This is a genomic window from Mycobacterium paraintracellulare, assembly GCF_000276825.1.
Lineage (GTDB): Bacteria > Actinomycetota > Actinomycetes > Mycobacteriales > Mycobacteriaceae > Mycobacterium > Mycobacterium intracellulare.
Genome location: NC_016948.1, coordinates 1,245,050 through 1,259,423, shown reverse-complemented (window position 1 = coordinate 1,259,423; position 14,374 = coordinate 1,245,050). Strand labels below are relative to the sequence as shown.

The following is a 14,374-nucleotide window of genomic DNA, read 5'->3' as shown; positions in this document are numbered from 1 at the left end:
CGCCGCCGTACGCTCACACTCGAAGCCGTGAGCGCACACTCAACGCGACCGGCTCAGCGCCCGACCAAAGCCCGCAAGAAGAACGTCAGGTTGGCGGGCCGCTCAGCCAGTCGCCGCATGAAGTACCCGTACCACTGCGTGCCGAACGGCAGATACACGCGCACGTGGTTACCGGCCCCGGTGAGGCGGCGCTGCTCGTCGTCGCGGATGCCGTACAGCATCTGGTATTCGAATTCGCCGGCGCCACGGCCCGATTCGCGGGCAATGACGCTGGCCGCGTTGATCACAGCCGGGTCGTGGGAGGCCGCCATCGGGTAGCCAGTCCCGGTCATCAGCACCCGCAGGCAGGCCAGGTACGCCTCCGTCACCTCGGCGCGCCCCCGGTACGCCACCGACGCGGGCTCGTCGTAGGCGCCCTTGCAGAGCCGGACCCGGGCCCCGGACGCCGCGAACTCCTCGCAGTCGCCCGGCGTGCGCCGCAGATACGCCTGCAAAGCCACGCCGAGCCAAGCGAACTCGGCCCGCAGATCGCGCACGATGGACAGCGTCGACTCGGTGGTGGTGTGGTTCTCCGCGTCCACCGTCACCCACACACCCGCGCGCCGGGCCGCATCGCAGATCGACCACGCGTTCTCCCGCGCGATCTTGTGCCCGTCGCGCCCCAGCGTCTGTCCCAGCGCGGACAACTTGATCGAGACCTCCAGCGGCCGCACCACGTCGCCCCCGGCATCGAGGTCGCCCAGACCGTCGATCAGCTCCAGGTAGACCTGCACCGCCGCGTCGGCGTCGTCGGTGCTCAGGACGTCCTCGCCCAGATAGTCGACGCTGACGAGCCGGCCCGACGAGCGCAGCGCCGCAACGCCATTCAGCGCGGATCCGATCGTCTCCCCGGGAACGAAGCGGCGCACCACACGACGGGTGACCGGCAACCGCTGGGCGGCACGGCGCACCACGTCGCCTCGTGCCGCCGCCAGGATCGCCGGGCGCAGGGTGCTCGCGAAGACTCCGGGCATCACTCGGCGCCCATGTGCGGGTAGGTGTGCCGGGTGGCGGGGACGAACGTCTCCTTGATGGTGCGGGCCGACGTCCAGCGCAACAGGTTCAGCATCGATCCGGCCTTGTCGTTGGTGCCCGAGCCGCGCGAGCCCCCGAACGGCTGGCGCCCGACGACCGCGCCCGTCGGCTTGTCGTTGATGTAGAAGTTGCCGGCGGCAAACCGCAGCCGGTGCTGGGCCGTCAGCACGGCGTCCCGGTCGTCGGCGATCACCGCGCCGGTCAGCGCGTACCGGGAACCGCGGTCGACGACGTCGAGGATCCTGTCGTAATCGTCGTCGGGATAGACGTGCACCGACAGCAGCGGCCCGAAGTATTCGGTGGAAAACGACTCATCGGTCGGATCATCGGACAGCAAGACGGTGGGGCGTACGAAATAGCCTTCGCGGTCGTCATATTCGCCGCCGACGGCGATGGTCACGTGTGGCGCGCCCTTCGCCCGCTCGATGGCGTCGACGTTCTTGATGAAGGCGCGCCGGTCGATCAGCGCGCCGCCGAAGTTGGCGAGATCGGTGACGTCGCCGTAGCGCAGCGCGGCCGTCTCCCCCAAAAAGTCGTCACCCATGCGGCGCCACACCGACTGCGGGATGAAGGCCCGCGATGCCGCCGAGCATTTCTGCCCCTGGTAGTCGAAGGCCCCGCGAATCAGGGCCGTGCACAACACATCCGGGCGCGCGGACGCGTGCGCGACCACGAAGTCCTTGCCGCCGGTCTCGCCGACCAGGCGCGGATAGCTGTGGTAGTGGCCGATATTCGTGCCGACCTGATACCACAGCCGCTGGAAGGTGGCCGTCGACCCGGTGAAGTGAATGCCGGCCAGCCGCCGATCGGCCAGCGCCACATCGGAAACCGCGAAGCCGTCGCCGGCCACCAGATTGATCACCCCGGGCGGCAGGCCGGCGGCCTCGAGCAGCTGCATGGTCAGATAGGCCGACAACGTCTGGGTGATCGAGGGTTTCCAGATCACGGTGTTACCCATCAGCGCCGGGGCGGTCGGCAGGTTACCCGCGATGGAGGTGAAGTTGAACGGCGTGATCGCGTACACGAAGCCGTCGAGCGGGCGGTACTCGCTGCGGTTCCACTCCCCCGGCCCGCTGATCGGTTGCTGCGCCAGAATCTGTTGCGCGAACGCCACGTTGAAGCGCCAGAAGTCGATCTGCTCGCACGGCGAGTCGATCTCGGCCTGATAGGCGGACTTGGATTGGCCGAGCATCGTCGCGGCGGCGATTTTCTCCCGCCACGGCCCGGCCAGCAGGTCGGCGGCGCGCAGGAACACCGCCGCCCGCTCGTCGAACGGCATTGCCGCCCAGCCGCTTTTGGCGGCCATCGCGGCGTCGATCGCCGCCGTCGCGTCGGCGTGCACGGCGTTGGTCAGGGTGCCCAGCTTCGCGGCGTGCCGGTGCGGCTGGACGACATCGATGCGCTCACCCTCGCCCATCCGGTGATCGCCGCCGATGACGTGCGGCAGGTCGATCGGATGCTCGGCCAGCGCGGTCAGTTCGGCGCGCAGTCGGGTGCGTTCCGGGGAACGCGGCGCGTAGTCGTGGACCGGCTCGTTGGCCGGCATCGGGACCTGAGTGACGGCGTCCATGACGCCAGGATCCTCGCGGCGATCGCGCATGGAGTTAGCTGATCGAACAATACACGACTGGATTCATAGTAGAATCGGACAACATGGCCGGTGTGGGGCTGGGTCAGCTGTTGCTCGCGCTGGACGCGACCCTGGTCAGCCTCGCCGATGCCCCCCGTGGCCTGGACCTGCCGGTGGGTTCGGCCGCGCTGATCGACTCCGACGACGTGCGCCTGGGTCTCGCGGCCGCGGCGGGCGCCGCCGACGTCTTCTTCCTGTTGGGGGTCGCCGACGACGAGGCGATGCGATGGATGGGCAGGCAGTCGCGCGCGCGCGTGCCGGTGGCCATCTTCGTCAAAGAGCCCTCCCCCGCGCTGGTGAGCACGGCCGTCGCGGCGGGCGCGGCGGTGGTGGCCGTCGAGCCGCGCGCCCGGTGGGAACGCCTCTACCAATTGGTCAATCACGTCCTCGAGCATCACGGCGACCGCGCCGACGCGATGGACGACTCGGGCACCGACTTGTTCGGGCTGGCGCAGTCGCTCGCCGACCGCATCCACGGCATGGTCAGCATCGAGGACGCGCAATCCCATGTCTTGGCCTACTCGGCGTCCAACGACGAAGCCGACGAGTTGCGGCGCCTTTCCATCCTGGGCAGGGCCGGCCCGCCCGAACATCTGGAGTGGATCGGCCAATGGGGCATCTTCGATGCCCTGCGATCGGGCACCGAGGTGGTGCGCGTCGACGAGCGGCCCGAGCTGGGCCTGCGCCCGCGGCTGGCCCTCGGGATCCACCAGCCCGCGACCGACGCGCGGCGCCCGCGCGAATTCGCCGGAACCATCTGGGTGCAGCAGGGCTCACAACCGCTGGCCGACGACGCCGAGGAGATGTTGCGCGGCGCCGCCGTGCTGGCCGCCCGCATCATGTGGCGGCTGGCGGCCCGGCCCTCCACCCACGCCCGGCGGGTCCAGCAATTGCTGGGCCTGGCCGACGAACCCGTCGACGCCGCGATCATCGCCGGCGAACTCGGACTGGCCGCCGACACCACCGCAGCCCTGATCGGGTGGGACGCCGCCGACGCTTCGGCCGGCCAGGCGCGGCTCGCCGACATAATTGCGCTGAGCGCCAGCGCATTCCGCCGCGACGCCCAGGTGGCCTCGAACGGTTCACGAACGTACGTGCTGCTTCCCGTGGCCCGGACCCAGACGCAGCATCGGTCGGTCATCTCCTGGGTGCGGGGCACCATCGGCGCCATGCGCGCCGAGCTCGGGGTGCAGCTGCGGGCGGCCATCGCGGCTCCGGTCGCGGGCCTGGCCGGGGCCGCCGCGGCTCGCGTCGAGGTGGATCGCGTGCTGGACAGCGCTGAGCGCCATCCCATTTCGTTCGGGCAGGTGACTTCGCTGGCCGAAGCGCGCACCACCGTCCTGGTCGACGAGATCGTGACCCTGGTCGGCAGCGACGAGCGCCTGATCGATCCGCGGATCGTGCAGCTGGGCGAAGACGATCCGGTGCTCGCGGAAACGCTGCGGACCTACCTGGACGCCTTCGGCGACATCGCCGCGGCCGCACAGGCATTGCGGGTGCATCCGAATACGGTTCGCTACCGCGTGCGGCGAATCGAGAAGCTGCTGTCGACCTCGCTGGCCGACCCCGAGGTCCGGCTGCTGTTCTCGCTGGGACTGCGGATCCTGGAACGGCGCCGACACACGGGCACGCCGGTCCGCGCCGACCGCCTTGGGACGATTTGACGACATTTGCTCGGAGGGGATGCAAGAATGTCACCCCGTAAGGTGATGACGACGCAGGAAGCCGGTGCGAATCCGGCGCGGTCCCGCCACTGTCATCGGGGAGCGAACCTCAACGGCCACGGCTGAAAAGCTGGAAGGCGAGGCGAGCGGCGATCCGAGAGCCAGGACACTCGCGTCATCGCGTACTGCGACCCGGGGCGGGTGTACCCCGAGAGAGCTGTCAACGTCCATGTTTCGTCCGGCATGGGTGGCCTTCAATGCCGCCGTCACAGCGGCGCGGTGCCGCCGCGCCCACTCCCGTCACACCGATCCGCGCGGCGGCGAGCGATGACCGCCCCGATCTGGATGGCCTCCCCTCCCGAGGTGCATTCGACGCTGCTCAGCAGCGGACCGGGGCCGGGCCCGCTGCTGGCGTCCGCGGCGACCTGGAGCTCGCTGAGCGTGGAATATGCCGAAACGGCCGACGAGCTGACCGCGCTGCTGGACGCCGTGCAGGCCGGCAGCTGGGACGGTCCGAGCGCCGCGGAGTACGCGGCCGCGCACGCGCCGTATCTCGCCTGGCTGGCGCAGGCCAGCGCCGACAGCGCGACCATGGCCGCCCAGCAGGACCTCGCCGCCACCGCCTACACCGTGGCCCTCGCGGCCATGCCGACGATGCCCGAGCTGGCCGCCAATCACGCCGCCCACGCCGTCTTGACGGCGACGAATTTCTTTGGCATCAACACGATTCCGATCGCGGTGAACGAAGCCGACTACGCGCGGATGTGGGTTCAGGCGGCCACGGTGATGAGCACCTACGAGGGCGTGGCGACCGCCGCGGTGGCCACCGCGCCGCCGGCCGAGCCGGCTCCCGAGGTCATGAAGGCCACCGCGCTGGCCGCCACGGCGGAGCAGTCGTCGTCGTATCCCCCCGACACGCAGGACCAGTGGATGGACTGGCTGGAGAAGACCGGGTTCGTCGACTTCTACAACCGGTTCATCCAGCCGTTGATCGACCAGCTGATGAACAATCCGTTCTTCCAGTCCATGTTCTCCGGTTTCGACCCGTGGCTGCCTTCACTGGGCAACCCGTTGAGCTTTTTGAACCCGTTCAACATCGCGTTCGCGCTGGGCTACCCGATGGACTTCGGTTCGTACTTCGCCTATCTCGGGCAGATGTTCAGCTTCGTCGCGGCGGACCTGGCGGCGGCATTCGCCTCGGGCAACCCCGCGACGATCGCGTGGACCATCCTGTTCACCACCATCGAAGTGATCGGCACGGTCATCACCGACACCATCGCGCTGATCAAGACGTTGCTCGAGCAGATGATCGTGCTGATTCCGCTCATCGTGCCGCTGCTGACCGTCGCCGTGGTCCCGCTGGTCGTCCCCACCCTGATCGGAAGCTTGGCGGGCCTGACGGGCCTGGCCGGGCTGCACGCCATCCCGATCGTGCCGATCATCCCGGCCCCGGCACTCGTCCCCGTGGCACTGGCACCCACCCCGCCGCCCACGCCGACCCCGGCGCCATCTCCGGCGCCCACGCCGGCCTCCACACCCGCCGCGGCTCCCGCGTCGCCCGCGCCCGGCGCCCCGCCGCCCACACCGGCGGGACCGCCGGTCGCGGCGATGCAAGGCCTGGGCTACATGGTCGGTGGCCTGGCCGCGGACGCGCGCCGGGCCGCGAGCACCAGCGCCCGCGCCCGAAGGGCGGCGGCGGCCGACGCCGCCGAGGCCGAAGCCGTGGCCCTGCCGGAGGAAGACGCGACGAAGAAGCGCCGGCAACGGGTCAAGGTCTCCCAGCTCGGCCGGGGCTACGAATACATGGATCTCGAGCCCGAGCCGGCGACGACGGCCTCGGACCGGCCCGCGCCGACGATGGGGTTCGCCGGAACCGTCCCCACGAAGACCGCCGCCGCACCGGCGGGATTGAGCGCACTCGTCGTCGACGAGTTCGACGACGGCCCCCGCACGCCGATGATGCCGGGAACCTGGGACACTGGCGCGACGGGTTCGAAAACGTAAGGCGCATAGGCCGTTTGGCCCGCCACGGTTTCTCGCGGCCCGGGCCTCGCACGACCGTCATACGCGAAAGGGCCGAGGCGGTAACCTGGCCCGCATGCAACATACGTCCGTCGTCTCCCTGTTGCGGGAACGCGCCGGTCTGCAGCCCGACGAGTTAGCCTTTCTCTATACCGATTACGAGCAGGACTGGGCGGGCGTCACCGAATCGCTGACGTGGGCGCAGCTGTATCGGCGGACCCTGCACGTTGCGCACGAGGTCACGCGGACCGCCAGCAGCGGGGAGCGGGCCGTGATCCTTGCCCCCCAAGGCCTCCCCTACATCGTGGCGTTCCTCGGCGCGATACAGGCCGGGCTGATCGCGGTACCGCTGATGGTTCCGCAGCCGGGCACGCACGACGAGCGGGTCAGTGCCGTCCTGGCCGACACCGGGCCGGCCGTCGTTCTCACCACCTCCACGGCCGCCGCGGCCGTGGACGAATATCTGCAGCGGCCGCACGGTGCGACCCCGGCCGTCATCGAGGTCGACTCCCTGAGCCTCGACGATCCGAATCCGCCGGGCATCCGCGTCAGCGACGCCCCGAGCATCGCGTACCTGCAGTACACGTCGGGCTCCACCCGCCTTCCGGCCGGAGTCATGGTCTCGCACCGGAACCTGCACGTGAATTTCCAGCAGCTGATGGCCGCCTACTTCCCGGATTTCAACGGCGTGGCCCCCCGCGACAGCGTGTGCGTGTCGTGGCTGCCCTTCTACCACGACATGGGCCTGATGCAAGGCGTCATCGCTCCGATCCTCGGCGGTTACCCCGGTGTGCTGACGAGCCCGGTCGCGTTCCTGCAGCGGCCCGCACGGTGGATCCAGGCGATGGCCCAGGCCGTTCCGGTCTTCTCGGCCGCACCGAACTTCGCCTTCGAACTCGCGGCGCGCAAGTCGACGGACGCGGACCTGGCCGGGCTCGACCTGGGCAACATCATCAGCATCGTCAGCGGCGCCGAACGAATTCATCCCGCCACGCTCGACCGGTTCTGTAAACGGTTCGCCCCGTACAACTTTCGCGAAGACATGATGCAACCCTCCTACGGCCTGGCGGAGGCGACCGTCTACGTGGCCAGCCGTGCGCAGGCCGGCGCCCCGAAAGTCGTTCACTTCGACCCGGAGAAGCTGGCCGAGGGCAACGCCCAGCCGTCCTCCACACGGACCGGCTCGCCGCTGCTGAGCTACGGCGTGCCACAATCACCGACGGTACGAATCGTGGACCCCGACACCGGCACGCTGTGCCCGCACGGAACGGTCGGCGAAATCTGGGTCCACGGCGACAACGTGGCCGACGGCTATTGGCAAAAGCCGGAGGAAACGCAGCGCACCTTCGGCGCCGTCCTGGCCGACCCGTCGCCGGGCACCCCCGAGGGCCCGTGGCTGCGCACCGGTGATCTCGGCTTTCTCTGCGACGGCGAGTTGTTCATCGTGGGCAGGATGAAGGATTTGCTGATCGTCTACGGGCGCAACCACTATCCGGAGGACATCGAGTCGACCGTGCAGGCGATCACCGGCGGCCGCGTCGCGGCGATCGCGGTGCCGGTGGACGAGACCGAGAAATTGGTGACCATCATCGAACTGAAGAACCGCGGCGAGTCCGGCGAGCGCGGGCAGCGCGGCCTCGACGCCCTCAAGAACGATGTGACCGCGGCGATTTCGGACTCGCACGGGCTCAACGTGGCCGACCTGGTGCTGGTGGCGCCCGGATCGATTCCCACCACGACGAGCGGCAAGATCCGGCGGGCCGCGTGCGTCGAGCGGTACCGACGGCAACAGTTCACCCGGCTGGACGCCTGACCGGTCCGGTATCTGCGATGTTGTTCACCGTCGGTGTGATGGCCCTTGCCGTGAGCCTGGAGCCGTTCCGGATCGGCATGACGGTGCTGATGCTCAATCGCCCCAAGCCGCTGCTGCAATTGCTCGCATTTGTGGCCGGCGGGTTCGCGATGGGGTTGACGGTGGGTGCGACCGTCTTGTTCGTCCTCCGGCGCGTACTGCTGCGCTCGACATACTTCACCTTGCCCCGCGTGCAGATCCTCATCGGCGCACTGGCATTGGCGGCCGCCGCGGGACTGGCGGTGAAGATCGTCGCGGACCGGCGGCGGGGATCCCGGGGCGTTCCTCCCGACCGCGACCGCGCCGGGCCCGCCTGGCTGACGACTCGGCTCCGACGACTGCTCGACGGACGTTCCCTGTGGGTCGCCGCCGCCGCGGGCCTCGGCATCGCGCTGCCGTCGGTGGATTACCTGGCCGCCCTGGCGGTCATCCTGGCGTCCGGAGCGCCGGTCATGACGCAATTGGGTGCGCTGCTGATGTTCAACGTCATCGCGTTCTCACTTGTCGAGATTCCATTGGTCGCTTACCTGTTGGCGCCGACGGCGACGCGCGCGGCGATGACCGCGCTGCAGGACTGGATACGGTCGCGGCGTCGCATCGAGGTCGCCGCGCTGCTCGTCGCGGTCGGGCTCGTCCTGCTGGCGGCGGGCTTGGCCGATCTCTGACAGCGGCGGCGGCACTACCGTCGGCTCAGGGCTTCGTTTCCTCGAGGAAGCGGCCCATCACATCCGGACCGGTGGAATGCATCGCGATCGACAGCTCCAACAGCCTGTCCTTGGCCTGCTTGGGCAGCAGCTCAATGGAGCGGGTGGTGGCGGAATCGTACTTGGATCCCGGATAGCGTTGCAGGACAATATTTTTCTGCTCTTCGGTGGTGTATATCTCCAGCAGCTTCATGCCTGCGAAAGCCTCGTTGGCCAGGTCGGCCATCCCGGCGTTCGCCAGCGCCTCCAGCCGCTCCTCGTTGATCCAGACGTTGACCTTGAAGTGTTTGTCGTCGCTGCTCACGAACCCTCCAATTGGTTGAGCGTGAAGACCGGCAGCCTGTCCCGCAAGTACTCCTCGGTGACGAACGGCGAACCCTGACCGTGCTTTGCGGCGCACTCCATCACGACCTCGAACACCTCGTGGCGCATCACCTTCTGCGTCGGCTTGACTTCGTCGGTCAGGATGCTTCGGATCAGGCTGCCGCTGAAGCTTTGCGCTTGTGAATCATGGCCGCACAGGGCGGAGTTGGTGACCTCCAGGCACACCGGGCAATACCAGTTCTCCCGCAGGAACACCGGCTTGATGCCCAGCTGGTCGCGGTACTGCTTGAGGATGTTCTGGGAATCGTACGGGTGGTAGAAATCGCCCACACCCGCGTGGTCTCGCCCGAACATGTGATGCGTGCAGCCCAGGTTCGTCCGCAGGATCGCGTGGAATATCGCCTCGCGTGGCCCCGCATACCGCATGTCCCAGAGGGTGAAGGACACCATGTGCACGTTCTCGCGAAAATATCCGCTGGTGCGTAGGGCGTTCTGCGCCAACAGTATTGCCTCGTCGATGTAATCGCCCACCCGCTTCTGGCCGATGATCGCGTTCACCAGCACGCCGGTGTTCAGATTGTCGACGGGCTGATCCTCGTTCGCGGCCAGCCACGCCTGTTTCATCAACGCCTCGTGCCCGGTGTGCGGAACGTTCCTGGTCTGGTGGGCGACCACCCGCTGCCAATGCCGCTCGGCCAACGCGTCCTGGTGCTGCTTGGGGGTGAGCCAGAAGCCTGCGAAGGGCTCGTTGAAAACGGGTTCGTTGATCAGCGTGACATCCCCGCCGATGAACCGGTTTTCGTAGCCCATGGTCTTCTTCACCCCGGGGTGTCGGGGATCGGTTGTGCCGTAGGTTTTTTCGGCCATGCGCTCGAGGTCGTATTCGTAGATCTCGGTGACGTCGAAGACGGCCATGGGGGCCCCGAGATAGTCGAGAACGACGCTGGCGCCTTCCTTGATATCGAATTCCGCGATGTCGTCGGCGGACATGTCGAAGACGATCGGAATGCTCCACAACGTTCCGTCCGGCAGCGCGAAGTTGTCCAGGGTCCCGTCGACCTCTTGGCGGCCCATGAAGCCGGTCAGTGGGGTGAAGAAACCGTAGGAAAGGCTGATGACTTCGTGCGCGGTGGCCTTCGAGATCGGCACGCGCGCCAACCCCTCGATCCGGCCGCTCGCGTCGTCCGTGGCCACCCGCTCCACGATCGGCTTCCCGTTGTGACCCGTGTAGCTCATGCCGTGACCTCGCTGCTCTCCAGGTCGTCGTGAACTCGGTGCAAGGCCCGGATGATGCCCGCCCTCTCGAGGTGGGCGATCACCTCGTCGGCCAGCGTGTCCGCGTCCTTCGTTCCGCCCTCGAGGCGCAGCTCCGGGCGCGCCGGGGCTTCGTAGGGGTCGTCGATCCCGGTGAATCCCTTGATTTCACCGGCCCGGGCCTTCTTGTAGAGACCCTTGGGATCGCGCTGCTCGCACACCTCGATCGGGGTGTCGATGAAGATCTCCTGGAAATCGCCGTCACCCAGCGTGGCCCGGATCGCGTCCCGATCACGCACGTAAGGGCTGATGAAGGCCGTCAAAGCGATGACGCCGGCCTCGCAGAACAGCTTCGCGACCGCGCCGATGCGGCGGATGTTCTCCTCACGGTCCTCGGCGGTAAATCCCAGCCCGAACCGCTTGGCGAACTCGGGCCCATGGCGTTCCTCGAGCAGCTCCGGACCGGCGTTGAGCCCGTAGCGGACGTTGTCGCCGTCCAGGAGATAGCTCCGGATGCCCCGCTCGTAGAGCTTTTGTTCGACGATGTTGGCGACCGTGCTCTTGCCGCTGCCGCTCAGCCCGGTGAACCAGATGACGCAACCCTGGTGGCCGTTGAGTTCCTCGCGCTCGCCGCGGCTGATCTTGTGTTCGTGCCAGGTGATGTTGTTCGGCATTTCTCGATCCTGTTCGCAACGAAGTCGATGCGCAGCTACGGCGCCGCCGCCACACACCTTCACCATATTGCTTATCAACCAAACCCGATCAGAACCAGCCTACAAGTAAAGATGGTCAACTTACGGAGTTTTTGGCGGCGGGGATCGCGCCCCCGCGGTCCCCGCACGGGGTTCGGCCAGCAAACGAAATCCCCAGGGGTCGAGCGACGCCGGCCGGCGCGGTCTTCGCCGTGACGCCGGGAGGTGACCCGTGTTTGCTACAACGCCGGCCCGGGACGCAATTAACTGACGAGCGCGTCGACACTCGGCCCGCTGGTGACCCCGGCTGTCGATCGCTTGTGCGTCAACCGCTTCTGGCCGTCGAATGCGGGTCGTTGGGTTTTACTCAAGCAGAGAAAAATTTGCTTTCACGCCGCCCCGGGCGCCAAAGGGCCAGGACGCCAGACGCGCAAGCCCGTCATAACCGCGCGTGAGCCTCGATCGTCGACAATCCGGCGAACATGCCGCAACGTCGCCGGCAAATTTGCAGCAGACGAGGCGACGCCGAGGCGGCCGTAAACACCAAGTAAATTTCATTTAACATTCCGATGATCAAGTCCCTTGACTCGCTTGCCATTGCCTGCTCGTCGACGCGCCTGGGCCGCAACGCACGAGGCCGTCGTCGCCCGCGAGAGCTAGCGACGGTCCCGGGTTCACCGCCAGTCGGCTCTGCCGCCTGGTGGCGGAATGCTCCCGGGGCCGACCGACGAAGAGGAAGTACCAATGCTCGATTTCGGGGCCCTGCCACCAGAAATCAACTCGACCAGAATGTATGCCGGCCCCGGCTCGGCGCCGATGGTCGCCGCGGCGGCCGCCTGGGACGTGCTGGCCAACGGGCTGGAGACCGCGTCGCGCGGGTACTCCGCGGTGATCGCCCAGCTGGAAGGTGAGAGCTGGACCGGCAGCGCCGCGGCCGCGATGGCCACCGCGGCGGCCCCGTACGTGGCATGGCTGGCGGCCGCGGGGGCCCAGGCCGAACAGGCGGCCAGCCAGGCGCGGGCCGCGGCGGCCGCCTACGAGGCGGCCTTCGGCGCGACGGTGCCGCCCGCGCTGGTCACGGCCAACCGCACCCTCCTGGCGCAACTGGTCGCGAGCAACCTCCTGGGACAGAACACCGCGATGATCGGGGCGACCGAGGGCGCCTACGAACAGATGTGGGCCCAGGATGCCGCCGCCATGTACGGCTACGCCGCCTCGTCGTCGGGCGCGACGACGCTGACGCAGTTCCACGAGCCTCCGCGGACCACCAACGCCGACGGCCAGCCCGGGCAAGCCGCCGCGGTCGCCCAGGCCACGAACGGCTCGGCCGCGTCGCAATCTCATGCCGCGTTGTCCCGGACGATGTCGACCGTGCCGCAGAAGTTGCAAAACCTCTCCGAAACGCCACCTTCTGGCGGCACTTCGACAGGCTCCGCCCTCGACGCCGTCGACGATTTCAACACGCTGACGGCGCCGGTGAATCTCGGCGACGCCATGAGCCGCACCGTCACGTCGGCGGGCACCTTCGGCACCGGGGCCTTCCGCGCCAACCTGCAGGCGGCGAGCGAAGCCGCCAAAGCCGCCGCCCCCGCCGCGGCGGCGAGTGTCTCGACCGGCACGGCGGGCGTCGCCGGGCCGACCCTCGCGAGCACGGGCAGCGCGAGCGCGGTGGGGCGGCTGTCGGTCCCGCAGAGCTGGGCGGCGACGAACCCGACGATCGCCACCGTCGCCGAGTCGCATTGGCTGTCGGATGCCGAGCTCGACGGTGGGCCGTCATGGCACGAAGGGCCGGCGACCAATATGTGGGGCGGGGCTCCGGCGGCGGGTGCGGGGGCATCCTCGGCGCTGCTGTCGCGGCCCTCGGTCAACAACGTCTTGCGGGTGGCCCCACGCCAATTCAAGATGCCGCGTCCTTCCGCGGGCGGATAGCCGCCACTTCCACTCTTCAGTGCAGGCATGGACCTGCAGCGACCGCGTGTGCGCTTGTTCAGAAAGGATCGCCGATGCTTGATTTCGGGGCGCTGCCGCCCGAGATCAACTCGGCCAGAATGTATGCCGGCCCGGGCTCGGCCCCGATGTCGGCCGCCGCCTCGGCGTGGGACGCGCTGGCGGCGCAACTGGAGTCCCACGCCGCCGGCTACTCCGCCACGCTTTCGGAACTGCGTGGACGCGCGTGGTCCGGCGATGCTGCCACGGCAATGGCCGCCGCGGTCGAACCGTATGTGGCGTGGGCGTCCACCACGGCGGCCCAGGCCGGCCAGACCGCCGCGCAGGCACGCGCAGCCGCCGCCTATGAGGCGGCCTTCGCCGCAACGGTGCCGCCACATGTGGTGGCCGCCAACCGATTTGCGCTCCTCACCCTGATCGCGACCAACTTCTTCGGACAGAACGCCGCGGCGATCGCGGCCACCGAGACCGCCTACGCCGAGATGTGGGCGCAGGATGCCACCGCCATGTACGGCTACGCCGCAACGTCGTCGGCAGCCACCGTTTTCACGCCGTTCACCGAGCCGCCCCGCACCACGAATGCGCACGGCCAATCGGCCCAGGCCGCCGCGGTCAACGAAGCCGTGGGCACGGCCGCGGGTCAGGCCCGCGCGGCGCTGGCGTCGGGCGTGGTCACGAACGCTTCCTCGGCCGGCCTTGGCGAGGCGCCGGCGGCCGGATCCGGTCTGTCCCTTATCGGTTCGGTCGACGACTTCAACACACTCATCACCACACCGGGACAGACGTTTCTGGCCGGGGCCCGCACACTGCTGGGATGGGGGCAATTGGGTTACGGGCTAGACCTTTCCGATATCCAGGCCGCCAAGGCCGCCGAGGGCGGGGTGCCCATCGTGCCGGACATCCCCGCGCCCGCGGTGCCGCAAGTCGCGGGCGTCCGCGGTCCCGTGCTGGGTGGCCTGGGCCGGGCGGCACTGGTGGGCAAGCTGTCCGTCCCGCAGACCTGGACGGTTGCGAATCCCGCGCCCACCGCCGGTATCGCACTCAAACCGTTGCCGGACACCATGTTTCGAGCAGCGTCGGCGTCCGCGGCGGACCCTTCCAACGTCCCGGGACCCCTGCCCGCGACGCGCACCGCGGGGCAGGCCGGTGTCCCGGTGTTACGCAACGGACGTCGCATCTTCAAGATGCCGCGCCCGGCGTACGGCGGGTAG

The 14,374-nt window shown here is 68.5% G+C and carries 11 protein-coding genes and 1 riboswitch; of the genes, 6 read left to right on the top strand and 5 right to left on the bottom strand.

From position 1 onward, the window contains the following. Positions 1-53 precede the first annotated feature (53 nt). Together OCQ_RS06115 and pruA are read right to left on the bottom strand one after the other, a co-directional pair. Positions 54-1,013, bottom strand: coding sequence for a proline dehydrogenase family protein (locus tag OCQ_RS06115; protein ID WP_014384053.1), 960 nt, complete (start codon positions 1,011-1,013; stop codon positions 54-56). Then, positions 1,013-2,644 carry an L-glutamate gamma-semialdehyde dehydrogenase gene (pruA, locus tag OCQ_RS06110; protein ID WP_008254563.1) on the bottom strand — a complete coding sequence of 544 codons (1,632 nt, stop codon included), beginning with the start codon at positions 2,642-2,644 and terminating at the stop codon, positions 1,013-1,015. Before pruA ends, OCQ_RS06115 begins: the two co-directional genes overlap by 1 nt. An 83-nt stretch (positions 2,645-2,727) precedes the next feature. On the opposite strand from pruA, the gene OCQ_RS06105 reads away from it, so the two are divergent. From OCQ_RS06105 to OCQ_RS06090, 4 genes are all read left to right on the top strand, one after another. After that, positions 2,728-4,368, top strand: coding sequence for a PucR family transcriptional regulator (locus OCQ_RS06105; RefSeq protein ID WP_008254561.1), 1,641 nt, complete (start codon positions 2,728-2,730; stop codon positions 4,366-4,368). 10 nt (positions 4,369-4,378) lie between these two features. Continuing rightward, positions 4,379-4,560, top strand: a riboswitch (cobalamin riboswitch). A gap of 135 nt (positions 4,561-4,695) precedes the next feature. After that, positions 4,696-6,372, top strand: a complete 1,677-nt coding sequence (locus OCQ_RS06100) for a PPE family protein (RefSeq protein WP_014384051.1) — start codon at positions 4,696-4,698, stop codon at positions 6,370-6,372. A gap of 94 nt (positions 6,373-6,466) precedes the next feature. Then, a complete protein-coding gene (gene fadD21, locus OCQ_RS06095) occupies positions 6,467-8,203 on the top strand; it encodes a fatty-acid--AMP ligase FAAL21/FadD21 (RefSeq protein ID WP_014384050.1) in 1,737 nt (578 codons plus the stop codon). 17 nt (positions 8,204-8,220) lie between these two features. Beyond that, positions 8,221-8,907, top strand: a complete 687-nt coding sequence (locus OCQ_RS06090; protein ID WP_014384049.1) for a GAP family protein — start codon at positions 8,221-8,223, stop codon at positions 8,905-8,907. A gap of 25 nt (positions 8,908-8,932) precedes the next feature. Here OCQ_RS06090 and OCQ_RS06085 read toward each other — a convergent pair whose 3' ends face one another. The 3 genes from OCQ_RS06085 to cysC are packed head-to-tail and all read right to left on the bottom strand — an operon-like array spanning position 8,933 to position 11,198. Next, the gene (locus OCQ_RS06085) at positions 8,933-9,250 is read right to left on the bottom strand and encodes a DUF6955 family protein (protein WP_008254554.1); all 318 of its coding nucleotides are present in this window, start codon (positions 9,248-9,250) and stop codon (positions 8,933-8,935) included. Next, positions 9,247-10,506 (bottom strand): sulfate adenylyltransferase, encoded by a 1,260-nt coding sequence (gene sat / locus OCQ_RS06080; protein WP_008254551.1) that lies wholly within the window; start codon positions 10,504-10,506, stop codon positions 9,247-9,249. Before sat ends, OCQ_RS06085 begins: the two co-directional genes overlap by 4 nt. Further along, positions 10,503-11,198, bottom strand: coding sequence for an adenylyl-sulfate kinase (gene cysC, locus OCQ_RS06075; protein WP_008254549.1), 696 nt, complete (start codon positions 11,196-11,198; stop codon positions 10,503-10,505). Before cysC ends, sat begins: the two co-directional genes overlap by 4 nt. Before the next feature lie 762 nt (positions 11,199-11,960). On the opposite strand from cysC, the gene OCQ_RS06070 reads away from it, so the two are divergent. Both OCQ_RS06070 and OCQ_RS06065 read left to right on the top strand, forming a co-directional pair. Continuing rightward, positions 11,961-13,145, top strand: a complete 1,185-nt coding sequence (locus OCQ_RS06070) for a PPE family protein (protein WP_014384047.1) — start codon at positions 11,961-11,963, stop codon at positions 13,143-13,145. A 74-nt stretch (positions 13,146-13,219) separates the two neighbouring features. Next, the gene (locus OCQ_RS06065; RefSeq protein ID WP_014384046.1) at positions 13,220-14,374 is read left to right on the top strand and encodes a PPE family protein; all 1,155 of its coding nucleotides are present in this window, start codon (positions 13,220-13,222) and stop codon (positions 14,372-14,374) included.